This window comes from Pedobacter sp. UYP1 (genome assembly GCF_040547305.1).
Classification (GTDB): domain Bacteria; phylum Bacteroidota; class Bacteroidia; order Sphingobacteriales; family Sphingobacteriaceae; genus Pedobacter.
This window is the reverse complement of sequence record NZ_JBEPPL010000003.1, coordinates 254515-280633: the sequence shown is the minus strand read 5'-3', so window position 1 is coordinate 280633 and position 26119 is coordinate 254515. Positions and strand designations below refer to the sequence as shown.

21 protein-coding genes are annotated in these 26119 nt (G+C 40.1%); 6 read left to right on the top strand and 15 right to left on the bottom strand.

Features of this window, described 5'->3' with window-relative positions; translation table 11 throughout:
• Positions 1 to 120: 120 nt before the first annotated feature.
• Positions 121 to 570, top strand: coding sequence for an NUDIX domain-containing protein (locus tag ABIB30_RS09045; protein ID WP_354301240.1), 450 nt, complete (start codon positions 121 to 123; stop codon positions 568 to 570).
• 170 nt (positions 571 to 740) lie between these two features.
• On the opposite strand, the gene pdeM is transcribed toward ABIB30_RS09045, so the two are convergent.
• From pdeM to ABIB30_RS09025, 4 genes are read right to left on the bottom strand one after another with little or no spacing between them, the layout of a single operon-like run.
• Positions 741 to 1388: a ligase-associated DNA damage response endonuclease PdeM gene (gene pdeM / locus ABIB30_RS09040; protein WP_354301238.1), complete on the bottom strand. Its 648-nt coding sequence runs from the start codon at positions 1386 to 1388 to the stop codon at positions 741 to 743.
• The gene (locus tag ABIB30_RS09035; protein WP_354301236.1) at positions 1385 to 3928 is read right to left on the bottom strand and encodes a ligase-associated DNA damage response DEXH box helicase; all 2544 of its coding nucleotides are present in this window, start codon (positions 3926 to 3928) and stop codon (positions 1385 to 1387) included. The genes pdeM and ABIB30_RS09035 overlap by 4 nt, the downstream gene beginning before the upstream one ends.
• 57 nt (positions 3929 to 3985) lie before the next feature.
• Entirely contained in the window at positions 3986 to 5578 is a 1593-nt protein-coding gene (locus ABIB30_RS09030; protein ID WP_354301234.1) for an ATP-dependent DNA ligase, read from the bottom strand.
• 1 nt (position 5579) lies between these two features.
• Complete coding sequence (locus tag ABIB30_RS09025; protein WP_354301232.1) at positions 5580 to 6590, bottom strand: ligase-associated DNA damage response exonuclease; 1011 nt, start codon at positions 6588 to 6590, stop codon at positions 5580 to 5582.
• A 184-nt stretch (positions 6591 to 6774) separates the two neighbouring features.
• On the opposite strand from ABIB30_RS09025, the gene ABIB30_RS09020 reads away from it, so the two are divergent.
• The gene (locus ABIB30_RS09020; protein ID WP_354301230.1) at positions 6775 to 7551 is read left to right on the top strand and encodes an SDR family NAD(P)-dependent oxidoreductase; all 777 of its coding nucleotides are present in this window, start codon (positions 6775 to 6777) and stop codon (positions 7549 to 7551) included.
• A 102-nt stretch (positions 7552 to 7653) separates the two neighbouring features.
• Here ABIB30_RS09020 and ABIB30_RS09015 read toward each other — a convergent pair whose 3' ends face one another.
• The 3 genes from ABIB30_RS09015 to ABIB30_RS09005 all read right to left on the bottom strand — a co-directional run bounded on the left by ABIB30_RS09015 (position 7654) and on the right by ABIB30_RS09005 (position 11555).
• On the bottom strand, positions 7654 to 9837 hold the full coding sequence (locus ABIB30_RS09015) for a S9 family peptidase (RefSeq protein ID WP_354301228.1): 2184 nt from the start codon (positions 9835 to 9837) through the stop codon (positions 7654 to 7656).
• Positions 9838 to 10084: 247 nt separating this feature from the next.
• Positions 10085 to 10756, bottom strand: coding sequence for a DUF4412 domain-containing protein (locus ABIB30_RS09010; protein WP_354301226.1), 672 nt, complete (start codon positions 10754 to 10756; stop codon positions 10085 to 10087).
• 19 nt (positions 10757 to 10775) lie between these two features.
• Positions 10776 to 11555 (bottom strand): enoyl-CoA hydratase/isomerase family protein, encoded by a 780-nt coding sequence (locus ABIB30_RS09005; RefSeq protein ID WP_354301224.1) that lies wholly within the window; start codon positions 11553 to 11555, stop codon positions 10776 to 10778.
• A gap of 170 nt (positions 11556 to 11725) precedes the next feature.
• Between ABIB30_RS09005 and ABIB30_RS09000 the strand changes: the two genes are divergently transcribed.
• The gene (locus ABIB30_RS09000; RefSeq protein WP_068396401.1) at positions 11726 to 12064 is read left to right on the top strand and encodes a hypothetical protein; all 339 of its coding nucleotides are present in this window, start codon (positions 11726 to 11728) and stop codon (positions 12062 to 12064) included.
• A gap of 8 nt (positions 12065 to 12072) precedes the next feature.
• The gene (locus tag ABIB30_RS08995) at positions 12073 to 12282 is read left to right on the top strand and encodes a hypothetical protein (RefSeq protein ID WP_354301222.1); all 210 of its coding nucleotides are present in this window, start codon (positions 12073 to 12075) and stop codon (positions 12280 to 12282) included.
• Here the strand turns inward: ABIB30_RS08995 and ABIB30_RS08990 are convergent.
• From ABIB30_RS08990 to ABIB30_RS08980, 3 genes are read right to left on the bottom strand one after another with little or no spacing between them, the layout of a single operon-like run.
• Positions 12279 to 14351, bottom strand: a complete 2073-nt coding sequence (locus tag ABIB30_RS08990) for a ComEC/Rec2 family competence protein (RefSeq protein ID WP_354301220.1) — start codon at positions 14349 to 14351, stop codon at positions 12279 to 12281. The two genes, ABIB30_RS08995 and ABIB30_RS08990, sit on opposite strands and share 4 nt — an antisense overlap.
• Positions 14352 to 16436: a helix-hairpin-helix domain-containing protein gene (locus tag ABIB30_RS08985; protein WP_354301218.1), complete on the bottom strand. Its 2085-nt coding sequence runs from the start codon at positions 16434 to 16436 to the stop codon at positions 14352 to 14354.
• A gap of 48 nt (positions 16437 to 16484) precedes the next feature.
• Entirely contained in the window at positions 16485 to 16820 is a 336-nt protein-coding gene (locus ABIB30_RS08980; protein ID WP_068396413.1) for a MerR family transcriptional regulator, read from the bottom strand.
• Positions 16821 to 16936: 116 nt separating this feature from the next.
• Here ABIB30_RS08980 and alaS point away from each other — a divergent pair, with 116 nt between their 5' ends.
• The gene (gene alaS, locus ABIB30_RS08975) at positions 16937 to 19636 is read left to right on the top strand and encodes an alanine--tRNA ligase (RefSeq protein WP_354301215.1); all 2700 of its coding nucleotides are present in this window, start codon (positions 16937 to 16939) and stop codon (positions 19634 to 19636) included.
• A 67-nt stretch (positions 19637 to 19703) separates the two neighbouring features.
• Here alaS and ABIB30_RS08970 read toward each other — a convergent pair whose 3' ends face one another.
• From ABIB30_RS08970 to ABIB30_RS08950, 5 genes are all read right to left on the bottom strand, one after another.
• Complete coding sequence (locus tag ABIB30_RS08970) at positions 19704 to 20297, bottom strand: putative glycolipid-binding domain-containing protein (protein ID WP_354301213.1); 594 nt, start codon at positions 20295 to 20297, stop codon at positions 19704 to 19706.
• A 41-nt stretch (positions 20298 to 20338) separates the two neighbouring features.
• Positions 20339 to 21220 carry a hypothetical protein gene (locus ABIB30_RS08965; protein WP_354301211.1) on the bottom strand — a complete coding sequence of 294 codons (882 nt, stop codon included), beginning with the start codon at positions 21218 to 21220 and terminating at the stop codon, positions 20339 to 20341.
• Between the two features lie 22 nt (positions 21221 to 21242).
• Positions 21243 to 23282 (bottom strand): heavy metal translocating P-type ATPase, encoded by a 2040-nt coding sequence (locus tag ABIB30_RS08960; RefSeq protein ID WP_354301210.1) that lies wholly within the window; start codon positions 23280 to 23282, stop codon positions 21243 to 21245.
• A 97-nt stretch (positions 23283 to 23379) separates the two neighbouring features.
• Positions 23380 to 23799 carry a Fur family transcriptional regulator gene (locus tag ABIB30_RS08955; RefSeq protein ID WP_354301208.1) on the bottom strand — a complete coding sequence of 140 codons (420 nt, stop codon included), beginning with the start codon at positions 23797 to 23799 and terminating at the stop codon, positions 23380 to 23382.
• 116 nt (positions 23800 to 23915) lie between these two features.
• On the bottom strand, positions 23916 to 24506 hold the full coding sequence (locus ABIB30_RS08950) for a hypothetical protein (protein WP_354301206.1): 591 nt from the start codon (positions 24504 to 24506) through the stop codon (positions 23916 to 23918).
• A 143-nt stretch (positions 24507 to 24649) separates the two neighbouring features.
• Here ABIB30_RS08950 and gatB point away from each other — a divergent pair, with 143 nt between their 5' ends.
• Positions 24650 to 26113: an Asp-tRNA(Asn)/Glu-tRNA(Gln) amidotransferase subunit GatB gene (gene gatB / locus ABIB30_RS08945; RefSeq protein WP_354301204.1), complete on the top strand. Its 1464-nt coding sequence runs from the start codon at positions 24650 to 24652 to the stop codon at positions 26111 to 26113.
• The last annotated feature ends 6 nt before the right edge of the window (positions 26114 to 26119 follow it).

Here is a 26119-nt window from a genome sequence, read left to right as displayed (position 1 = left end):
TGTTTATATTTGTCCCCTTATTAGTTGCCTTTATGAAATATTTGCACCGTGAAAACTCCGTATTTTATTTGAGTTCAGGCAGCTGATTATATAAATATCAGCAAAACAAACATTTCAACCATGAGTTATTTTAATGTAAGAGTTTACGGTCTGTTAATCAATGCAGATAATCAATTATTGGTTAGCGACGAACAATCAGGGGGACGAAGCTTCAGCAAGTTTCCTGGTGGTGGATTAGAATATGGTGAAGGCCTTATTGATGCACTAAAACGTGAATTTATGGAAGAGTGTAATGCTGAAATAGAAGTCTTAAGCCATTTCTATACAACAGATTTTTACGAAAAGTCTTCTTTCAATGATAGCCAGATCATCAGTATCTATTACCTGGTTAGAGAGGTAGATGCCTTAACGATGAAGTTCAAAACAGAAGCTCTTGATTTTGATCCCGAAACTTTGCAATCCTTCCGATGGATTGATTTGAATGAGCTGAAAGAAAGTGATGTGACTTTTAAAACTGATAAAACGGTTGTTAAGATGTTACTTTCATTAATCGCTGAGTCTGCAGATTAAACTATAATATTTATACTGGTTTAATCAGGGGGTGACTTTCTGATTAAACCAGCATTAATTGGCGTGGTCAAACCAGCATTAATTGACGTAATTAAACCAAACATTTATTGGCGTAATTAAACCAATACTGCTTCTTGATCAAGCAGGTACGACTTTAGCAGGTAACAACGTTACTTTTCCTGATCGATCAGGATGACCCTTTCTGGTGTAATTGCATAAAATAAATCGCCCTTTTCTGCCTTAACTTTACTTAAACCCGTAAAGACACTGAAAGCAGGTAAGATTGCACAATTCTTCCCGAAATAGAAACAAGGCAACCTCATCAACTGGCGTGCTTTTCCATAGATCGTTACTCCCGGATGGATATGTCCTGTGATATTATAATAGTCATCACTGACCTCAGGCTGATCATGTATAAACCTGAAAGGTGCAGCTAATAATTCTTTTTGATAAGTTTCAATACCTAAACCTAAATAATCCTCAGGTTTTAACCGGTCATGGTTCCCTTTGATCAGGATGATTTTCAACAGCGGATATTGCAATCTCCACTGGCGGAAAAGCTCTGCTTCACTATTCATTTGATGATGAAACATATCACCAGTAATCAATAAACTATCAGGTGAAAATTCGGTAATCAGGGCTGTTAGTTTATTCAGGTCTGCTGTATTTAACGTGACTGGAATCTGGATACCTGCTTTTCTGAAATGAGCTCCTTTGCCCAGGTGCAGGTCGCTAATAATCAGCATCTTTTTGCTTGCCCAGTAAATTGCTCTTTGCTGGCTCAATACCAGCTCTTCTCCTTTAATATTAATGATCATTTTTTACTCCGTATGGTCTGCTTTTTATCTGCTTCAGCAGTCATTCTTGCTATCCGTTCCCCCAATTCCTCGGTACTCATATTCTCTCTCAAACTATCTACTTTTATTGGAAAACACAAAGGTGTATAACTTTCAGCTTTGACAATTATTACCTTACTGGCTTGTATCCTACGCAAAGCTGCGGCTAGCCTTGGCTCTTCAATCTGCTGATAAAATGCTTCATCATAGGCCTGTCGCAATAATAAGTTATGTTTGTCATAATCACTAAAGACATTGAAAAATAAAGAAGAAGAAGACTGCAAATGTTTGTTCGCAACATATTTACCAGGGTAACCCTGGAACACTAAACCCGAAATACAAGCGATGTCCCTGAATTTCCGCCTTGCCATTTCTGTCGCATTGATACTTGCAACAATATCTTCCCCCAAATTAGCCGGGCTGAAGAGCAGCTTGATGTTTTCCTCATCTAAAGGAATAGGCTGTTCACTAAGCAGCTCAAAGCCGTAGTCGTTCATTGCAATAGAAAAACTTATAGGCTTTACTTTACCCAGCCGGTAAGCTATCAATGCTGCCATGATCTCATGCACTTGTCTACCTTCGAAAGGATAAGCGAAAAAATGATAGCCATCCCTGGTTTTAATCAGTTCAATCAGAAACTCATCATCCTTGGGGACATGTGAAACCTTTGCCTGTCGTTCAAATAGGGGAAGAATAATATCAAGCTCTTCGTCCTGGTGTGTTTTATCGAGTGTCTCGTTATACTTTTTTCTTAAAATTGCACCAAGGTTAGCAGTTAAAGACATCCTTCCACCCATCCAGCTTGGCGTAATTGCACTTTTGAGTTTACTTTTACGCACCAGGACAGTCATTTCTTTAACCATAACAAATTCGAGCACCCTGCCTGCCAGGGTGAAGCTATTACCAGGTTTCATTTTAGCCATAAATGATTCTTCAAGCATACCCACATACCCGCCTGTCAGATATTTGACTTTGATCATCGCATCGCTGACAATGGTTCCGATATGTAAACGATGCCGCATTGCTACCTGTCTGCTTTTAACTTTCCATAAACCATCTTCTTTTTCTACTTTACTGAATTCAGTATAAGCGGTTAAGCTATCGCCCCCAGTAGTGATAAACTGCATCATCCAGTTCCACTCTGAAAGTTCCAGCTCTCTGAAAGCGAAGGTGTTTTTTACCTCTTTATATAATTTCTGATCATCAAATCCATCGCCAACAGCCAGCGTCACCATATATTGAATCAACGTATCAAAAGCCATAACTACAGGTTGCCGGCTTTCAATGTTCTGCGTTCTCGCTGCCTCTTTAATTGCTGCGGCTTCGACCAGTTCCAGTGCATGGGTAGGTAAAAAGTAAATTTTAGAAGTCTCAAAAGGAGAGTGGCCACTGCGTCCGGCACGTTGAAGGAACCGGGCAACCCCCTTGGGAGAACCAATTTGAACTACCGTATCTACAGGTTTAAAATCTACACCCAGATCGAGTGAAGAAGTGCTGATTACTGCTTTCAGTACTCCGGTATGAATAGCTTCTTCAATCCAGTTGCGCAATTCGTAATCTATTGATCCATGATGAATGGCGATTTGCCCTGCCAGGTTTTCATCAAGTTTCAGCAGGTTCTGATACCAGAGCTCAGCTTGTCCACGGGTATTGCAGAAAATTAAAGTGGTTTTGCTCTTTTCAATAATGGGCAATAATTTATGTGCCAGTTTATGGCCGAGATGCCCTGCCCAGGGCAACATGTCAATATGATCAGGCAGGATCGACTTAATTTGTATCTTTTTCTCTATATCAGCAACGACAGTTGTTTTTAAAATATCCTGGTCAGGAACCAGTACATCCAGCGCCTCTTCCATATTTCCTATCGTTGCGGAGATCCCCCAAACTCTCAACAGCCTTTCCGGATGTTTCTCTTTGACGAGGCCTTTAATTCTTGAGATGGCAAGTTCTGCCATTACCCCGCGCTTGCTGCCCAATAACTCATGCCACTCATCTGCGACTATGCATTGTAAATCTTCGAAATAACTCAAACTGTTTTTCTGCGCAAGTAACAGGTGCATACTTTCAGGCGTGATAATTAAAACTTCTGGCATTTGTTTTTTCTGCTTCAGCTTTTCATTTTGAGAAGTGTCGCCATTACGCACACCTACTTGCCAGTCAATTTCCAGTTCCAGACAAACTTCGCGCATGGCTCTTGCCAGATCTTTAGCTAAAGAACGCAATGGAGTAATCCAGATAAGTTTTAGTCCAGTGCTCTTCTTTCTTTTTTTTACCGCGCTTACTTTTATCGCACTCGCTTTTACTGCACTGGCTTTAACAGGTAACTGTGTATTCAATTCATCAATCACGACAGCCAGAAACAACGAGAATGTCTTTCCAAAACCGGTAGGTGCATTCACAAGACCACTGTAACCTTCTGCATAATATTGCCAGGCATCAGTTTGGAATTTAAAGGGCTTTTTTTTCTTGCCTTTTAACCATTTGATTACTTTTTTATAACCTGTACTCTTTTCCAGTATCATAATCTTGATTTTCGTACCTATATGCTATTGAGTTGTTCAAAGCATTACATAAGGTTCTTATAACGTTGAAGCTAACAATTGTCTTAAATCGTCCAGCGTATTAATTTCTGAAGCGTTTTTATCTTTCCGCCAGCGGGCGATACGCGGGAAACGTAAAGCCAGGCCTGCCTTATGTCTTTTGCTTTCAGCGATGCCTTCAAATGCAATTTCAAATACCAGTTCGGGTTTCACTGTTCTTACAGGGCCAAACTTCTCTATCGCATTTTTTCTGACAAAGCTATCTACTTGTTTAATTTCTATATCGGTTAAACCAGAGTAGGCTTTGGCAATCGTAATTAACTGCTCCCCATCTCTCACTGCAAAAGTATAATCGGTAAAGTGGTTTGCCCGGCGGCCACTTCCTTTTTGCGCGTAGATCATGACGGTATCAACAGTATATGGATTGATTTTCCATTTCCACCAATCACCACGCTTACGGCCGCTATGGTAAAGAGAATCCAGCTTTTTCAGCATAATACCTTCACTGTTATTCGCTCTTGATTCTTTTCTGATCTCTGCTAACTGCTCCCAATTGTCAAAATCAATAACAGGGGAGAGAATTGCAATATCCTTAATCTGGAGTGCAGCAATAACATCCACCAGAATCTTTCTTCTTGCCGATAAAGGGGATGTTCTGATATCCTGACCTTGAAATTCCAGAACGTCGTAACAGTAAAAGCCTATGGGCGCATCCTTTAATTGTGATTTGTGAATAGTTTTCCTGTTTAAACGTTGTTGCAAAATACTGAAAGCCTGTACATTTCCATCTTTAACAGAAAGGATTTCTCCGTCTATTACAGTTCCATCCGGCAGTTCATCTTTCAGAAAATGTAATTCCGGAAATTGATCAGTCACCAGTTCTTCTCCTCTGGACCAGATAAACAACTCACCATTGCGTTTAACAAGCTGACCACGGATCCCATCCCATTTCCACTCTGCCTGCCAGGCAATAGTTTCACCCAGGTTTTCTGGTGCGTTATCCAGCGCATAAGCCAGACAAAACGGGTATGGCCATGAATTGTCAGTGTTCACATGTGCACCATTGATCAGTTCCTGATAAGTGATTTCTGCAGGAGTCCATTTGCCCATGATACTGTGCATGATTTTATTGCTGTCAGTTTCACTCTGCTTGGCCAATGCATTCACGAGCATTTTATTAGATACCCCAATTCTGAAATTTCCGGAGATTAACTTATTAAAGATGAAACGCTCCCGGGTACCCAGACTATTCCATGCGTTCAGGATAAATTCTTTTTTTGCAGCATCATCCTTGTTACTGATCAAAGCAAGATCTGTAATCCATTCATGCAGTTTACGGTCTGTAATATGTTTAGCCGGAGGGAGTACCAGGGCAATTGTTTCACTCAAATCACCCACACTGTGATAGCTTTCTGCAAACAGCCAGGCTGGAATGTCGCTCAATTCTATAGCCCATTCTCTGATTAATGCTGTTGTAACAGGTCTGCGTGGCTTTTTGCCGGTAAACATAGCGATCACATAAGGCTTGTCCCTTTCATCGGCTGTGCTGAAATAGCTCACCAGTGCCGCGATCTTATCGTTGGTCTTATTGCTGGTTTCCAGCTGTTGTATCAATTCCGCGAACCTTTTCAAATTAAGCTTCTTTTAAGATTTCTTCTTCTTCCCCTTCATTTCCGTAACGCGTTGTTACTTCTTCTGCTTCTATCCCTATTTCATTGAGGTATCTGGAAAATGTAGATACAAATCCGTGCGTTACAAATACCTTTTCTGCTTCAGTAGCTTTAATAGCAGACAATAAACCTGGCCAGTCTGCATGATCACTTAATGCAAAGCCTGCATCAGCAGATTGCCATCTGCGGCCTGCTCTGACCTGCATCCATCCAGAACAAATTCCTGTCGAAGCACTCATTAAATTCTTCATCCATTTGCCGTCTGCAAGGGCAGGAGGGACGATTACGATTCCCTTTTGCAGTTCTTCTTTTTTGATATCCGGCGTAATTCTGATGGTTTGAGGAAGGTCAACACCAGCATTAATAAATCCTTCATTGAGGTTGGCGATGGACTGATGCACATAGATATTATGATCGCCTGCCAGGTTTTTAATTAAGCGTTGTGCTTTTCCTAAACTATAAGCAATCAGTACGCTTGTCTTTAATTGGTCATGGTTATCTGAAACCCAGTTTCTTATTTTTCCAAAGACTTCCTCTTGTGGCTGCCACTTATAAATAGGCAGGCCAAAAGTGCTTTCTGATACAAAGGTGTGGCATTTTACAGGCTCAAAAGCTGTGCTGATTCCATCATATTCTACTTTGTAATCTCCAGAAATTACGCAGATTTCACCTTTATACTCCAGTCTTATCTGGGAAGATCCAATCACATGTCCAGCAGGAAAAAGACTTAGCTTAACACCATTGATTGTGATTTCTTTATAATACGGTAAGGTCTGAACAGGTAAATCTGCACCCAGACGTTGTAACAAAACCGGTTTCGTGAGTTCATGGCATAAATATGCCTTATTGCCGAACTTTACGTGGTCTGCGTGTCCATGAGTCGTTACTGCCAGATCTACTGGTTGCCAGGGATCGATGTAAAAACCGCCCTGTTTACAGAATATGCCCTTATTAGTGAATGAAATCAGTGCCATTGGAGGTTACAACAAAAAGGTATCTGTAAAGTTTTATGCGAAGTGTTTAAGTTGCTTTAAAATAGCTTAACTGTCAGATACACTAAAACATATCCCGGTTTTTCTGGTTAGTTAAGTAGAGCTGATTCAAAATAAGTGATGGCTTATAATCAACAAAACAGATCGGAAATTATAAATATACAACATGAAGAAACTGGAAAACAAAACCGCATTGGTAACCGGATCGGATTCAGGAATCGGACGTGCAATTGCAATTGAATTCGCTAAAAACGGGGCAAATGTAGTGGTGTGTTATCATAGTAAGGAAGAAAGAGGACAGGAGGCATTGAAAGCCGTACAAGAACACGGCGGAAAGGCTTCGTTAATTGAGCTTGATGTAAGTAACGAGCAAGATGTGGAGACAAAGATGGAGGCTATGATTAAAGAATTTGGCGGAATTGATATTCTGGTCAACAATTCAGGTGTAAATGGTTCTGGAATTCCTATTGATGAGATGGATACAAAGACATTTGACCGGACGATCAAAACGAATTTATATGGAACATTTTTCTGTAGCAGGAAGTTCATTCAGCACCGCAAAGGGATTAGCAAGCCCGGTAAGATCATTAATATTTCTTCTGTTCATGAAGAAATCAACGCCCCTGGAAATGGTGATTATAATGCCTCTAAAGCTGGGATAAAAAACCTGATGCGGACCATTGCACTGGAAGTCGGTAAATTTGGCATCAACGTCAATAATATAGCGCCAGGAATGATTTTGACTGCGATGAATCAGAAAGCAGTGGATGACCCGAAGATCAGAGAAAAAGCCGAAGCGAATATTCCGCTGGGCAGAGCAGGAAGACCAGAAGAAATTGCTTATCTCGCTTTATTTTTAGCTTCTGAAGAAGCAAATTACGTGACAGGAAGTACTTATGTGATGGATGGGGGATTGATGATTAACATCGGACAGGGGGCCTGATAAATCTCCATAAAGCTAAAAGCCCCTTATTTGCATTGGCCCAATAAGTAACTAACTTTTTTGGAGCAATGCAATTAAGGGGCTTTCGTATTTAATACCCGGTTATTTACCTCCCGCAGGGCAGTAAGTTTGCAGGAACTTAGTATAAGTTTTAGAAAGATGTTCTCTTGTGCCATCACCTTCTGAAATCCCGTGTGTACGATTCGGATAGGACATCATTTGAAACATTTTCTGACTTTTAACAAGCTCATTGATCAGCATTTCTGCATTTTGATAATGTACGTTATCATCACCTGTACCATGTATATACAGTAAGTTTCCTTTTAAGTTGTGTGCATTGGTAACCGGCGACCCTTTAATATAGGCTTCTTTAGTTTTCAACGGCGAACCCATGTAACGTTCCTGGTAAATATTATCATAGGTAAGCTGATTGCCAACTGCTGCAATAGCAATACCTGTTTTGTAAATTTCAGGATATTGGAACATCAGGTTAAGAGTTGATGAACCGCCTCCGCTCCATCCCCATACCGCAACTCTGTCTTTGTCTACAAAAGGCCATTCTATAATCTTTTTTGCAGCCATAGCCTGGTCGCGGATATTTAAAACACCAATGTTTTTGTAGATAGACTTGCGGAATTCACGTCCTTTTGGTGCTGGTGCTCCTCTGTTTTCAATAGAAATGTAGATATAACCGTCCTGAGGCATGTTGCCAGCATATAAAAAGTTATAACTAACACCATAAGTATCCAATACAGTTTGTGCACCTGGTTCACCATAAACATAAAATACAACAGGATATTTCTTGGTTTGGTCAAAGTTATCTGGTTTTTTCATCCATCCGTCTAATTCCACACCATCTTCGGTTTTAATTTTGAAGAATTCTGTTTTGTTTTTCGGTGGGCGTACTCTTGCCATTTGATTGGTCAGACTTCCTTCCATGGTGAAAGGATTGCCTGTATCCATTTTCATCCATTCACTGATAGGTGCTATATTTGCACTCTGATAAGTATGTTTGGCAAAAACTCCATTAGGGGAAATATCATATTCATGTGTTCCAGGGAAAACAGAAGGAGTAACCTGGTCTAACTGACCTTTACCATCAAGCTTTGTTTTGTACAGGTATTTTTGCGTCGCATTGGTTGGCGAAGCAAGAAAGTAAAAGGTATTGTTTTTTTCGTCTACCAGGCTGCTTTCAATAACATCATAATTACCTTTAGTGATCAGCGTCTGTTTTTTGCCGTCTTTACTGATTCGGTAAAGATGACGCCAGCCGTCTTTTTCACTCGGCCAGATAAATTCTTTTCCATTGTTGATCCATTGCCACTCTGGAGCAGCATCAATCCAGGCTTTATCGGTTTCTGTATAAATGTTACTCACTGATCCGGATTGTGTGTTCGCTACAAATACACGACTCGTGTTTTGCTCTCTGTTGAGCTGTTGTAAAATCAGGTCGTTCGTATTCGGAACCCAATCCATTCTCGGGATATAATTCTGTACCGCATCTCCTGGTACTTTTACCCAGGTAGTTTGTGCAGTGCTGACATTGACCACACCAATTTTGCAAGAAGAAGGATCTTCTCCAACAATAGGATACTCTACTGGTACAGTATACGGGTAAATTGAATCCGTATTGTTGATCATAAGGAAGTTTTTGATCTTTTTTGCATCGATCTGCCAATAAGCGATAGAAGCTCCGTCGGGGCTCCATTTGAAGCCATCTCTGCAATCGAATTCTTCTTCATATACCCAGTCAAAAGTTCCATTGATCAGCCTGGCTGTACCATCTGTAGTTAATGCTTTACTTGTTCCGCTACCAATGTCTTCAACATAGATATTATGTCCGCTTACATAAGCAACTTTACGCGCGTCCGGAGATAGTTTGGCGAACATCAGAGAAGATGCCGGTTTGTCTTTTCCGATCTGCACCAGTTTATTGGTCGTTAAGTCGGCCAGCCAGTAATCTCCTCTGGTTTCATAACGCCATACTCTTTTACTGTTTGTATAAATCAGGGCTTTGGTTCCATCAGCAGAAAGTACGAAATCTTTAATTGGTAGTGGCTGATTCTGGCCTGATGGGGTAAGCAGCGCACTGCTGATTAAAGTTTTGGTTTCGCTTTTAGGCAAGGTAACTATTTCAATTCCTCCATATGAATTCTGGTAATAACCATTCCCATCTTTCGTCCAGTTAATCCCTTCTTTTTTATATTGGGCATTGGCTGCCGGAATAGCAAAGGATGTGATAAACAAGGCAATAGATAATTTTAAAATAATGAGTTTCCGCTCCATTTGATTTCGTGGTTTTAATTTATTTCAGCAATCAGGCTCTTGCAGAATTTTATAATGTATCCTGCTTTTTTTGCTGTTTTTTTGATCTTTCCTGCGCTTCAAATGTAATACATTGTTTGTTTCCTTTAAAGCACATTTGAAAACAATTGTGATTGCAACAGCACAGCAATTGTTTTCAAATAAAAAGGCCCTCTGGTCTGCATTTTTGAAATGCTTCTCAGAGGGCCTTTTAGATAGAGTTAAGCGCTTATTGGCCGCCCATTGCTCTTAAAGCATCCATCGTAGTTACTTCATAAGCCGAAGGAACGTCTAATGTGATCGGACCAACTTTGTCTTCAGTCAATGCTGTAATTGTTAAAACTGCTTTCACACCGTTTTGTACACGTGTAAATTTGATAGGTGTACCTTTTAATGCTTTGAATTCTTCACCAATAATTCCTTCAGGTAATTGAATATCATTTGTTGCCCAAAGTTCATAAGCAGTACCTTTATCGTCTTTGTAAGTGTATTTCTCTGTGCTATAGTTTCCTATTTTTAATTTTTCACCAGTCCCTTTGAAATCACTTAAAACAGGAGGTTTACCCATAGTCTGCTCAGTTTCTTCTTTGGTAGTTTTTACTGCGTATTGTTTCTGGATAGGAGGTATGTCAACCAATACCAATCCGTTTTTCTGAACACCATCGGAGATGATAGTAATTTTTGCAGGTCCTTGCTGCATTTCTATTTTTAACAGGTTTCCACTGAATTTTAATTTAGTCTCTGCAGGTAATTGTGAAGCCATAGACTGCTGTTCCGCAGTCAGCTCATAAGTAATACCATAGGTAAGTGTACCTTCATTTACTTTTTTCTGTGCATGTGCAATCACAGCTGTGCTGATTAATATTACAGCTAGTACACTTGTTTTAATCGACTTTAACATATTTTTTAGTTTTAATAGTTTACCATTTAATTTTTTCCTTGCTGAGAAATGAAGCAATCCCTTTTTTAAAGTCTTCACTTTCTCTAACTCTTGCATTAATTTGCACCGCTAAATTCAGGCTCTTTTCCAGTTCAGGATTCGTAGTCTGACCAATGAGTTGTTTAGTCACCATTAAAGCGTTTCCGGAGGCTTCATTGCAAAGCTTTTGCGCAAAATCCTGTACCTTCTGACTAATTTCATCTTTATTTGTTACATAAGTAATCAAATTATAGGCCAGTGCTTGCGCTGCAGAGAATAAATCGCCTGTCAGCAATATTTTTTTAGCAATTGTTTCGCTGGTTTTACGCATCAGAAAGCAGGAAACGATTGCAGGAACAAAGCCCAGTTTTACCTCTGTATAGCCGAAATTAGCCTCAGGAACAGCGAAAGTAACATCGCATACCGTTGCCAGGCCACATCCGCCAGCAATAGCATGCCCTTCAACCTGCGCAATAACCACCTTTGGTAAATAATAGATCGTTGTGAATAGTGTCTTTAGATTTTGACTGTCCTGAACATTCTCTTCATGAGTGTTGTTTTGTAATTGCTGTAGGTAAGCAAGGTCAGCACCAGCGCTGAAAACAGGGCCAATGGCCTTTAAAATGATCACTTTCACTTCTTCGTCATCAGATGCCTGCAATAAAGTCTCTGTCAAAGAACTAACCAGTTCCGGGCTAAAGGCATTGCGTTTATCTGGACGGTTCAGCGAAATCGTAGCAATACGGTCGGCTACTGTATATAATACCAGGGGTGATGTCATGTATAGTGTTATAGGATATGAGGCTTATTTTAGTCAAAAGTAAATAAAAAATAATGCAAAGAAATGGCATATTTCACATCCTGATAAATTGACCTGCTTCTTGTTATTTACTGCAAAAACTTTCAATTCTATTTGTTTTACTAAAAATATTAGCATAATTTTGTTGTGCTATGGAAAAAGAATTTAATAAACAATTGAACAACCACCTGAATCAATGGGTGCAAAACAGTCAGTCTTCAAGCTGGTCAATTACAGCCGGAGATTTCTTTAATGTCGATGAAGATAGTTCTGTAAAAGTTAACCTGAACAAGCTGAGTGAAGGATACAGGACGAAACAAATTGTCAATCAACCGGGTGATTATTGTAATGTTTTCTTACAAGCAATAGAGCCTTATCTGGTTCAGTTTTTAATTCAATTTGGTGTTAAATCTTATAAATTCAGATTTGTTTTTATTCTATTTGGCACTATAGCAAAGGATTACTTTGTGAGTACCACCAAAATGATATGAAAAAAACTATGATAGATTCATTCACTAATGAACAACAGCAAGCACATTTTATTGACGTCATTGTACTCATTAAAGAGGCGCTGCGTCAAAATTGCTGGATTTATGAACCACATACTGCAATGTGGTATACGCCAGAAGAATTTGGAGCTAAATATCAGGATAGTAATTTTGAACAGGGCTGGATTGAGCAGTTTAAAATTATGAATCCTGTAGGTTAGCGTAGACCTGGTTTTAAAACCAGTATTGATTTGCTAAAATTTATAGTATCTTTCTGGTAACGCTGCATACTATAATTCCTATTTGTTGCGTCTACCCATATTTCTTTGAAAGTGATGGCTGATCTCAGCTTATCCATTTTTAATTGTGGCTCCCCATGTACCCAGATCGCATCAAAAACAGGTTTCCCCTTGATGTCCCAATGGTTAAAAGCAGTATCCAGTAACAATACCCTGAAATTTCTGAAAAAAAGTTGATGTTCTCTGATCTGAAGAGTTTTTGAAGTCCAGGTTTCTTTCCATTTCAGACAGGTGATTTCACTGATTTTCAATTGATCCAGAGCAGGCTGTATGTGGAATTTAAATGCTGGATCGCCCGGCAGTAAATCAGTAATTAGTATAGCCTGATTGGAACTGATAAAAGCAACAGCATAATTTCTGTTTAAAGTAAAGGGAATGATTTTTTGTTGCCGCGCTGCGCTGAGCTCATCTTTGACAAGCATCACCTGAAAGCAGCCTGCAGTCAAAAGCGAAAGTGCTAAATAGTATTTGTTTTTTTGTTGCAAAGCCATGCAGCTAAGGAGCAGGAACAGGCAAAGTAAAAGGAGTTCAGGTTTCGTAAACCAGATCATATTGATGCTGGAGTAGGGGAGGGCTGCAATTTTTTCTAATCCACGGTTCATGAAAATAATCAACCATTCAAAAAGTGGCGCTATCCAATATAAGCGAAACAGTAAGAGCAGCATACCTATATACATCAAAAGTGTAACTGGAAGTACGATAAATAGATTACTGAGAATGAAGTAGACAGGAAACTGATGGAAATAATAACTGCTCAGCGGGAAGGTGAAAAGCTGTGCTGCAATGGAAAGGCTGATCAGGCTCCAGAGCTTTCTTAACCAAAGTGATTTGAAATGAATGAGCTGTTCGAGTTTTGGCTGCAGGTAAATTAAGCCGAGTACAGCCAGATAGGAGAGTTGGAAGCCTACATCCCAAAGTAAAAAAGGGTTGTAGAGCAATAGGCAGAAAGCTGAAAAATATAATACCTGATAGCTGTTTACCTGGTTCTGAACAGACTTAGCCAGGATGAAGATACTGAGCATAATTGCTGAGCGTAAAACTGAAGCAGAGCATCCTGTCAATACAGCATAGCCCCAGATCAGGATTAAAAGTAGCAGGACTTTGCTCCATTTTAGCCAGACTTTCCTATCCATCCAGCCAAGGGCCCGGTTAAGCACCAGATAAATAATCCCTACATGCATTCCTGAAACAGAGAGCGCGTGAATAGTTCCTGTTTTTGAATAGGCTGACAGGGTCTCTGCACTTAAATCTGCCCGGTAACCAAGAATTAACGTAGAAGCCACTGCAAAAGCATTGTCGTCTTTAATTAAACGCCTGTAAAGCGCTACCTGATTTTTCCGGAGTGCCTGTACAAAGCTGATCAAAGCGGGCCCTGTTTTAATTCTGGAAGCAATCAGTTCCTCTGGTTGAAGGAAAATTTGATGGTGGATATTTTGCATGGCCAGCCAGGAGCTGAAGTCAAATTCTGCTGGATTATATGGAGCGGCTATCACTTTATACCGGGCAGGGATATAATAGTTTTCTCCATACTGAAGTTGGACAGGGAAGGCTGAGTCGTAATGCAGGGCGACCAGTAAATAGCCTGATGTCTGCTGTTTTTGATGACCAGTATAGTTTGCCAGAACCCTTGCTTTAAATCTTAAAATTGAACCATGTTGCTGCGGCTCATCAGCTACCGATATCCTCAGGAAATCTGCCTGGTGATTAGAAAAGTTAGCCGGATTCTGAATCAGATTTGCATTGGAATACCAAAATAAGCCCAAGCTTAAAAAGAGTAAATTAATCAGGATTGCCAAAAATCCTTTATGATGATAAACTTTAAGTAATTTGTATAAAAATCTGATTATTAATGATAAAATAATTGTAAAAATTGCAAATATTAACACTGGCAAATTTAATTTGGTATTATCTGCTGCATGCAAAGCCCATATTCCTATGCAAAATGGAAGCAGGATTTTGCCGAAAATACTTATGTTTTGCCGAATTCGCATTTAGAACTGATAACGCAGTTGAAGCTTGATCTCAGACTTTTGATTGCCACTGATTTCTTCCAGTCCTGAACCTGTTTTCTCCATTCCCGGATACAGGTATGCTGCATATCTTCCCCATACCCTGAGTTGTCTGGATAAGTTATAACTCAGGTTAAAATAACACCTGATCCCTTCACCGCTATAAATACCAGAACCCGTGCCATGCAACACGTCATCTTCGTAAGCATAGATCCTGCTATTGTAAGATGGAGTATGAAAAAAAGCCAGTCTGAGATTCGCAGAAATTCTGGAAGACATAGGATGGTAAGCTACATCCTGATAAAATAAATATCCATACTCAGCATGAACATCCCCTTTTTGATACCGGGTCAGTTCAAAGCGATTTTGTAGTGTTATTTTCCTGTTGAGTGTAAGATTACCCTCCACTCTGCAGTTATCCTTCCTGAGGTCAGTTATCGGGTTCACAGGCTTGCCTGAACTCGCGTTCTGTTCGCTGTGTTTGGCTTGATAACTTAACAAGGCTTTAAACTTTTTATCTGGCTTAAAGGTAATTCGCCCGGTCAATTCATATCCTGAAGACGCTTCGTCAATTCTATATTTTGCCCATGGGAACCAAAAAATATCACCATAGGCAGATAAAGTCCATTTTTTAGTCAGATTAATGTGTAAACCAGTATAAATTCCTTTCTCGTTTGCAGCTGTACTTCCTTCTCCGGCGGCCTTGTTGTAAAAACTAACGTGTTCTTTCTCATAATTACGGAAAAGAACTATCGCAGAAATACGTGGCGACAAGCTGGCCATAGCGCCGGTGAGTACTGCGGTACCACCAGGTATGCTATGCGCCACTTCACTAAAAAAATAAATATTCCGGAATGTATAGTTGTAATGAATTCCGAGATTACTAAGTTCCCGGCCAGTGAAGTTATACTGCTTATAGCGTTGAGGGCCCGTTATAAAATCATGCTGATAACTGGAATGGTATGCCGTAATCCCCAGGTCCAAACTATTTTTGTTATAGGTTAAAGCCATCCCGTAAAGTAACAATCCCAGCTTTCCTTTATGCTTGTTTTCGGCTGTCGTACGGTGTAAACCACTAGTACTGATTGCTGATAACTGGTCATTCCCGTCAGTAGATTTTGTTAAGCTGGCATCTAGATTTCTAAGTGATATGAAACCTGTTAAGTCAATGCTTTTCAATAAACTATAAGTTACACCTGCACCTCTGAAAAATGAATACTCATTAGCAGAGGTATAAGGTTTAAGGCCGGTATCTTTTTTTGCGATACCTGCTACATCATCCCCTTTTCCAAAAGATGAACCAGACCAGAGGCTCAGGCCCTGGCCAAATTGCAGGCTGTAATCTCCAGCAACGATCTTTTTAAACCTTCCGGATTTATACAGGGCCAGGCTTCCTGAAATAAAGTCAAAACCACTTTTGCTGCTGCCGCTGAAAAAGCTTTCCCCAGCATCCTTTTTGGCTACGACGGAAATTGCAGCCTGATCATTCAGATGATAGCTATACTTCAGCAATAGTTTTTCAGGAGTACCCAGATATCTGCTGCCCGGAAGGTCAGTATAACCTTTTTGTTTTTCCAGCAGCCGCCCATATCTCAGGGTAAGCTCACTAAGCCCTTTGCCTGCTTTACTGAAATCAAGCGGTAATTCTTCCTTCACCGTCACAAATGGGAGTAGCCTGGTAATTGTGGTGACATCAAAACCAGCTATGGCCTGAAGTTCCAGAACATCCTTTAGTTTTCCGCTGAGCCGGATATGCGTGAAAAAGTTACTGAGCTGCAGTGAGGAAAGAAAGAATAGCTCTTTTAGCTGCTCCGGGCTGGTCCTGTTAAGGTCTAAAGGGTGTTTCAGGTAAAAGGAAAGCTGTTCAGTCAGCTCAGCAAGATCTTCTGCTGAAAAATTCTCTGAAAGCGTTGCGGTTATTTCTTTGATTTGCACCTCTTCCTGCGCATATGCAATGCTGAAGGGACAAAAAAGAACTATGGATAATAGTATTCCGTATCCCGGCAAAGAGGTTCTGATACTTTGCGACCCGGGACACTGGATGGATGAGCTAGCTGTCTTTGACATAATAACGCCAAAGTACTGCTGATTTAGTTAACTAAGTTAATTTAATAATTAAATTTCGTCGTTTAACTTTAATAAGAAGTCTTTTAATTTTTCCAGTGATGCAATGATCTTCTGGTTCTCCTTAACGTCTGCACTATTATTCTTTAAATGATCTTTTGCACCTTTCAGTGTAAAACCTTTATCATCTACCAGGTGGAAAATGATCTTCAGATTTTCAATATCCTCCGGAGTGAAAAGACGGTTTCCTTTCTTGTTTTTCTTAGGCTGGAGAACGTCAAATTCCTTCTCATAAAAGCGGATCTGTGAGGCGTTTACATTGAACATTTCCGTCACCTCACCCATCGTATAATACATTTTATTAATTTCCCGTTCCTTGTAAGGCATACTTCTATGTTGATATTTAGTGGTTTATAGCTTTTATGTAAAGCATTCAAATGTAAAGGGATTTTAGTAGAATACCGCAATAAAATTTTAATTTTGTTGGATAATTTCTACTACGAATGACAGCAAAAGAAATCAGACACGCATATTTAGCATTTTTTGAATCGAAACAACACAATATCGTTTCATCCGCACCTATCGTTGTAAAAAATGATCCTACACTGATGTTTACCAATGCAGGTATGAACCAGTTTAAAGACATCTTTTTGGGAGAGGCACCCGCCAGGTATCCAAGGGTAACCGATACACAACGTTGTTTACGGGTTTCCGGTAAACACAACGATCTGGAAGAAGTGGGTATAGATACCTATCACCACACCATGTTCGAGATGTTGGGCAACTGGAGTTTTGGTGACTACTTCAAGAAAGAGGCTATTGCCTGGAGCTGGGAATTATTGACAGAAGTTTATGGTATCCCTAAAGATAAATTATACGTTTCCATTTTTGAAGGAGATGAAAAAGAAGGTCTTCCAAGAGATACGGAAGCTTTCGAATTGTGGAAGCAATATGTTCCTGAAGACCGCATTGTTTTAGGAAATAAAAAAGACAATTTCTGGGAAATGGGAGACATGGGGCCTTGTGGTCCATGTTCGGAAATTCACGTGGATTGCCGTCCTGATCATGAACGTGCAGCAACCAGCGGGAAAGAATTGGTGAATGCTGATCACCCGCAAGTGATAGAGATCTGGAACAATGTATTTATGCAGTTCAACAGATTAAAAGATGGTTCATTACAGCCATTACCTGCACAACATGTAGATACAGGAATGGGTTTTGAGCGTCTGGTTCGCGTATTGCAGAATAAAGCTTCAAACTATGATACTGATGTTTTCCAGCCACTCATACAGTTCATCGCAAAAAAAGCTGGTATAGCTTATGGCACTGATGAAAAAACGGATATTGCGATGCGCGTTATGGCCGATCATATCCGTGCAATCTCATTTGTAATTGCAGACGGACAATTGCCGGCAAATAACAAAGCAGGGTATGTGATCCGCAGGATTTTAAGAAGAGCTGTACGTTACGCTTATACTTTCCTTGATTTAAAAGAGCCTTTTTTAAACCAATTGGTACCAGTTCTTGCCGAACAGTTTAAAGGTGTTTTTGAGGAGTTGGTCTTACAGCAGGACTTCGTTCAGAAAGTAGTTTTGGAAGAGGAGGTTTCTTTCTTAAGAACACTGGCTACAGGTATTCAGCGCTTTGAAAATTATACCGCTAAACAAGCAGATTTTCTGATGTCTGAAAATGCAATTGACCTGGAGAAATCTTTTGAAGATCCATGGGTTTACAGCATACTGAAAGACCAGATGGTGATTTCGGGTGATTTTGCTTTTGAATTGCAGGATACTTACGGATTTCCGATTGACCTGACTGAACTGATGGCCAGGGAGAAAAGATGGAGTGTGGATATGGAGGAATATCAGAAAAGCCTTCAGAAACAAAAAGCCAGATCAAGAGCGGCAACAGCAATTGATACAGGTGACTGGATTACTGTTCATGATGACCCTGAAACGGAATTTGTAGGATATGACTTCCTGGAGATTGAAACCAAAATATTAAAATACAGACAAGTAACTGCCAAAGGAAAAGAGCAGTACCAGATCGTATTGCAGAAAACTCCTTTTTATGGCGAAAGCGGGGGCCAGGTAGGTGATACCGGCCGTCTGGAAGACCATAGCCGGATGTTTTCTATTGAAATTACAGATACCAAAAAGGAAAATGGCGTAATCGTGCATTTCGCAGACTCTTTACCTGAAGATATAGATGGTCAGTTCTGGGCTGTCGTAGATGAAGATAAGCGCGTACAGACGAATAACAATCACTCTGCGACACATTTACTGCATGCCGCATTAAAGAGTGTCCTGGGCGATCATGTGAATCAAAAAGGATCTTTGGTGAATGCAGATTACCTGCGTTTCGATTTTTCTCATTTCACAAAGATTACTGAGGATGAATTAGCAGCTATTGAGCATATCGTCAACAAAAGGGTAAGAGATAATATAGCTTTGAAAGAGCAAAGACTTGTTCCTTACGAAGAAGCATTATCAAGTGGGGTAACTGCTTTATTTGGAGAGAAATACGGTGATTTTGTTCGTATCATTACTTTCGATGATAATTATTCGAAGGAATTATGCGGTGGTACACACGTTCAGGCAACTGGTCAGATTGGTTACTTTAAGATTATTTCTGAGAGTGCTGTAGCTGCAGGTGTAAGACGTATTGAAGCAATTACAGCCGATCGTGCAGAAGAGTATGTGATTAACCAGGATAAAGAAATAAACCAGTTAAAAACATTGCTTAAAGGAAATAAAGACCTGACTGCTGCGGTTACTGCTTTGATTGAAGAAAATAACAAACTTAAAAAAGAGGCTGAGAAAGCAGTTGTAGAGCGTTCAGGGAATCTTAAACATGAAATCGTTCACCATATGAAAACGATCAACGGCATCAATATGATAGCTGTTCATGTGGACCTTCCCAGTGCAGATGCAGTGAAGAACCTGGCTTTTTCAATTAAGGATATCGTAGATAACTTATACCTTGTTTTCACGACATTGATCGATGACAAACCAGGAATCAGTGTCATGTTATCTGATAATCTGGTTACGGATAAAAAACTCAATGCCTCGAATATGGTTAGGGAATTAGCTAAAGATATCCAGGGTGGAGGTGGAGGTCAGCCTTTCTACGCTACTGCCGGAGGAAAAAATAAAGATGGATTAGCTAAGGTGCTGGAAAAAGCGGCGACGCTGATTCAGTAATCAAGCAAATTATTCTAAATGAAAACGGGCTGTCTCTAAAGAAAAGAGCCGGCCCGTTTTTTAATAACTAGTAATTGCTCTCTACATGGGTACCTCTGAAAAACTTTGACGGATAAACCACAACCAGTCCTTGTTCGTCAACTGTGAGCAGTGCCTCATAGCCATTGTCAATATTCCGGTACTGATAACAGAAGCCGGTTAATGCGGTATAAGCCTGTAAATTTGGTCTGACGAGCTGTTTCAGAATATCAAAGTAGATCACTTTAATCTCTTGTTCTGTTTTTAGTTTTGAACCCAGTCTCCTGATGGGCAACGTGTTTGTAAATGGGGTTAGTGAAATGTCGATATCTATACAGCCTTTAAATTCTTCCAATGCTTTTCCATGATCATTCCAGTTACCTTTTCCATCACTTTCAAAGCTTAATTCGACTCTTTGATCATTAAACTGGCTTTTAATATCAAAAAATACGGTTTCCCATTTTTGATTGGTTCTGATGGTATAATCAAGGCGAAAAGGTTTTTCGCCGGAATCTCCAATAACCACAGCAGTGATTTCAGCGCCTTTTTCCTGGATAGTCACCACACAATTCTCTACCGATTTATAATGGTGACCCTCCCAAAGTAAGTTGATTTGTTTAGTTTCAGGTTGCAGCTGTTCCATACTACCTAAACAAGTAAATTAAAGAAGTGTTTTCTATAGCATTATTTTAAACTAAAAGCCGTTTTAGGTTTTAGAAACATTCTTCCATTTGCATCTTTGTTCCAGTCATAATGAGTTTCCGGCCACTTTTTTTTCTTGTCCAGCAATGGACTTTGATATTGATCTGCAGGAATACTATCTGTTTCAAATTTGCCGCTTGGATAATGGAATTGATAGATATAGTCAAAATGATCAGTCGAACTACCCTTTGCATTAAAAACTACGGTTTTTCCATCAGGTGACAGGATCGTAAAGTCTGCCTGCATTCTTTCTTTCGGATCTGGTCTTGGGATCAGGTATGCCTTTGCTGTTCGCTGATTAAAAAGATAATCGTTGTTGACCAATAGCAGATTACCGCCTATTTTAGCAATACCCATATAGATACTTTCGTCTCCTGAAGAGATTTGTTCTTTAACTGGACGCTCAATCCGGTAAACTTTTAAGCCATTTGGTTGCGCACAAAATACAAAAACGCGGCTGCTGATACGGGAAGGTCCAGGCATATCTGCAAGGAATGCTGTTTTTTGTGGGTTCAGATAATAGATCGTAGAAAAATCATATAAAGGTGTTTCATCTGACTGATAATCCTCAACCAAATTCTTCAGGTTAGGATTAAAGTGGATCGTCGTATCTTTGTAATTGATGATATTCCAGGACATACGTCCTTTGCGCCCAAATATACCCCCTATCAATTCATCTTTTTTATTGGTCAATGTTAGCCTCTTAAAGAGCTGCAATGTAGTTTTAGGAGGTGTATTCAGGTCAATATTTTCCTTAAATAATTCTGCCTGATAAACCCTGTCTTTTGGATGACTACAGGAAATTAAGCTAATGGTTAGCAGGCTTAATTTCCAAGTGTTTTTTATTCCCTGTAATCTTTTCATTTCAGGGATGAAGATAATTAAATTAAAGCTTCATTTTCTGAATTCTGACTGCATTTAAGATCGCCAGTAAAGCAACCCCTACATCTGCGATTACAGCTTCCCATAGGGTTGCAACTCCGCCTGCTCCTAAAATCAGTACGATTACTTTCACGCCCATGGCCAGTGCAATATTTTGCCAAACAATGTTTTTAGTCAGTCTTCCGATTTTAATTGCCGTAACAATTTTTGAAGGCATATCATTCTGAATCACAATATCCGCAGTTTCGATAGTTGCATCGCTTCCCAACCCACCCATGGCAATCCCTGCATCAGCTAAAGCTACAACCGGAGCATCATTAATTCCGTCCCCAACAAAAGCGATATGTCTGCCTTGTTGTTTCAGCGCTTCTACTTTTTCTACTTTGTTTTCTGGTAAGAGATCACCAAAAGCACGATCTATCCCTAATAATCTGCCAATTTTATTAACTACGGCTTGTTTATCGCCACTCAGCATCACCGTCTGGATTTTCATTTCATGCATTTCCTTTACGGCTTGTATGGCATCTTCTTTCAGCTCATCAGCAATTGTAATAAATCCCGCATAAACGCCATCAATGGCAACTACAACCACGGTATCTTCTTCCTGAGCTACTTCATTTGAATAAGCAATGTTAAACTGGTTCAGCAGCCTGATATTTCCAGCCAGTATTTGTTTGTTGTCAATCAAGCCTTTAAGCCCTTTTCCGGGTACTTCTTCCACTTCACCAATCTTTGTGCCTTGTAAAACATCACCCGCATGTAAAGTCACGGCAGTAGCAATAGGGTGGGTAGATTTACTTTCAATAGCTGCAGTTAAACGCAGTAATTCTTTTTCATCTCCATTCACAGCCTTTACACGCTGTACTTTGAAAACGCCTTTAGTCAATGTTCCGGTTTTATCCATCACTACGGTATTAATCGTAGTCATTACATCCAGGAAGTTTGATCCTTTGAATAAGATACCATTTTTAGAAGCCAGGCCTATTCCGCCAAAATAACCCAGTGGAATGGAAACAACTAAAGCACAAGGACAGCTAATGACTAAGAAAACAAGGCCGCGGTATAGCCATTGTGCAAATACATAATTAGTTACAAATAAATAGGGCAGGGCTACCACAAGCACTGCTAAGGCAAATACAATTGGAGTATAAACTTTAGCAAATCTGGAAATGAACAACTGGGTTTTAGATTTTCTGGCTGTTGCATCCTGTACCATTTCCAGAATCCTGTTCAGCTTACTATCTTTAAATAGCGACAATACTTTAACCTCAATTACGGTATTCAGGTTAATCATTCCGGCCAGTACGCTGTCACCTTTTGCTTTAGAATCTGGTTTACTTTCTCCAGTCATCGCAGAAGTATTGAATGTTCCTTTCGCAGAAACCAGTTCACCATCTAAAGCTACTTTTTCTCCGGCCCTGACCTGGATCAGTTCACCAATTTCAACATCAGCAGGTTTAACAGTGGTGATTTTTCCATCCCTGATTACATCTACGGTATCCGGACGAATATCTAATAATGCTTTAATACTGCGTTTTGCATTAGATACAGCTACATCCTGGAACCATTCTCCGATGGAATAAAATACCATTACTGCGACGCCTTCACTGTAAGATCCAATGGAGAACGCACCAATTGTGGCCACGCTCATCAGGAAAAATTCGTTGAAGAAATCCAGTCGCATTGCTTTTCTGAAAGCTAACTTCAATACGTTATATCCTGCCAGCAGGTAAGCGGCCCCGAAAATCAGCAGGGAAACCGGTTTGGCTGGTATGAATTTAAAACCATATTCCAGCGTTAACATCACTGCGAGTATCGCTAAGGAAGTTAATAAAGGAATCTGGCCTTTCCAGCCTGAACTTTCACCATCACCATGATCATGGTCGTGATCGTGGTCATGATCGTCATGGCTGTGGTCATCATGACTATGACCATCATGCGTATGTCCTTCGTGAGTGTGTGTATGTGGTTTGTGTGCTGCGGCAGGTTTTTTCTCTGCAATGGTAGCTGTATCACAGCAGGTATCTATATTTTTAGTGGCCATAATAGTATCTTAAGTCAAAGAGATTGATTAAGCTAAAGCTTTTTTTTGATTCTCTAAAACAAAGGTACTTTAAACTATAGCGCAATGGTATTGCAAACTATTGGACACATTTATTACAAACGCCTTTAACGATCAGGTTAACTTCTTCAGATTTAAAGCCGTCAGGTAAGGCAATTTGCGGGATATGGTGTTTAGGCAAACAAGAAGTTTCCCGGCAGGTATTACAGAAAAAGTGAACATGCAGATCGTGGTGATGTCCGGCTTCGCAATCATTTTCACAAAGTGCATATTTAGTCGCTCCAGAACCATCGTCAATGCTATGTACCAGCCCTTTTTCTTCAAACTTCTTGAGTGCACGGTACAAAGTTATGCGGTCTGAAGGGTCTAATCCTTTTTCAAGATCGGTCAGACTGATCGCTGAAGACTGCTTTAACAGAAAATCCAGTACCAGTAGCCGCATGGCAGTAGGGTTAATGTTTTTCTGGGTCAGCATTGCTTCTATGTTCTCAATCATCATTAATCAGGTTAATATAAAATGGTAAATAGCTTATAAAAAATAAAGTATCACAACCCAAAGGTCGTGATACTTTACAATAAGAGTTAATAATGTCAGTAATTTATTGGTAATATCTATTAGTTACGGCCACCTCTTCCATGTCCACCATGGTCGCCACCATGATTACCTCTGTCTCCACCGTGGTTACCTCTGTCTCCATGGTTACCTCTATTGCCGTTGTCATGTCTGTCGTTTCCTCTTCCCCAGCCATTTCCTCTGTCATGACCCCTTCCCCAGCCGTTATCTCTTCCTCTATTGTAATCTCTTCTGTCGTTGCGGTAATTATTTCTGACCACTACACGCGATGGTCTGCTGTAATAGTTGTTGCTTACATATTGCGTTCTGTAGTAGTTATGTCTTGTCCATGGATTAGCATAGTTATTAATCACAACTTTTCTGCCGCCATACAAATCATAACCTCTGTACCTGGAAGGAAGAGAACGCGCATGAATCCATCTGCTGCCACTTAAATAAACAAACTGGCGGGTTGGTACATAGTAATAACTATCTACATCTGGCAGGTAATAATAATCAACATGATCATACCCCCTGGGCCCCCATTGGGGCTGTGACCCAATATTTATACTTAAACTCACCTGGGCTTTCGCCGCTGGTGCAGCTGCAAGGGAAGCGATTCCAATCGCAGCAATTAAAAGTAATTTTCTCATAACGTTTCAAATTTGTGTGTGTATGTAAATTGTCAAAGTTTATGCCATGATTATAAATGCGTCCTAAACCCATGGTCATAAACTTATTTGGTTATATTTGTGAGACAGGAATTCACGACATTAGTTTAATTTATTGCCCTTAAATGAGTACGAAAACTGCTATTTCTCCCACAGCATTTGAATTGGTATCAGGCTTAGAGATTCACGTTCAGTTAAATACAAAATCGAAAATATTTTCTTCAGATAGCGCAGCTTTTGGTGCAAAACCGAATGCGCATATCTCTCCGGTTTCATTGGCTTTGCCTGGTGCATTGCCAAAAATGAATAAAGAAGTAGTTGGAAAAGCGATCAGAATGGGGCTGGCCCTGAACTGTACAATCAATCAGACCAATTACTTTGACCGTAAAAATTACTTCTATGCTGATCTGCCTAAAGGATATCAGATCACTCAGGATAACAAGCCGATTTGCCAGAATGGATATATCGACCTCGTTTTAAGTGATGGCACAGAAAAGCGTATCGGAATTAACAGGATCCACATGGAAGAGGATGCAGGTAAAAGCATGCATGACCAGGATGATCACTATTCTTTTGTTGATCTGAACAGGGCAGGAGTACCTTTAATAGAAATCGTAACCGAACCTGATATCCGCACTGCCGAAGAAGCTTCTGTATTGTTAACCGAAATGAGGAAGCTGGTGAGGCATCTTGACGTAGGAGACGGAAATATGGAAGAAGGAAGTTTCCGCTGTGACGCGAATATCTCGATCCGTGAAAATGGAACGGAAGAATTCGGTACCCGTTGCGAGGTGAAAAACCTGAACTCAATCCGCAATGTACGCAGAGCTATGGAGTTTGAATTTAACCGCCAGATCGAAGTGATCACAGCTGGAGGCGCAATTGTTCAAAGTACTTTAACTTTTGACGCTGATCATGGAACTACAGCGCCAATGCGCACTAAAGAAATGGCAAACGATTATCGTTATTTCCCTGATCCGGATCTTCCGCCTGTCGTGATCTCAGATGAATGGCTGGCTGCTTTGAAAGCAGGAATGCCTGCATTGCCCCGTGAAATTACAGCAAAACTGATGGCAGATTTCGGGCTGAATAATTCTGAAGCTTCGATATTCACTGAGGATAAAGAATTGCTGGACTATCTGAATGCTGCCTTAACTTTAGTAAAGAATCCTAAAAACCTGATTAACTGGCTCACTGGCCCGATCAGAGCTTTATTAAATGAACAGGATTTAACTATTACTACTTTTAAAATAAGTCCTGCACAGCTTGCTGCGGTCGTTAACCTGGTCGAAGAAAAGAAAATCACGCAGCAAATTGCTTTACAACAATTACTACCGGCCATTCAGTCGGTTAAGGATGCGGATGTTTCGGCACTCGCCTTAAAACTTAACCTATTGATTGTAGAGAATGCGGATGAACTGGATGGTTTTGCAGATCAGGTGCTTGAAAAATTCAAACCACAGGTTGCAGCTTATAAAACCGGTAAAAAAGGAGTTTTAGGCTTATTTGTCGGAGAGGTCATGAAAATGGCAAAAGGGAAAGCAGACCCCGCTAAAATTAATGAACTGTTATTAGAAAAATTAAAATAAGGATTA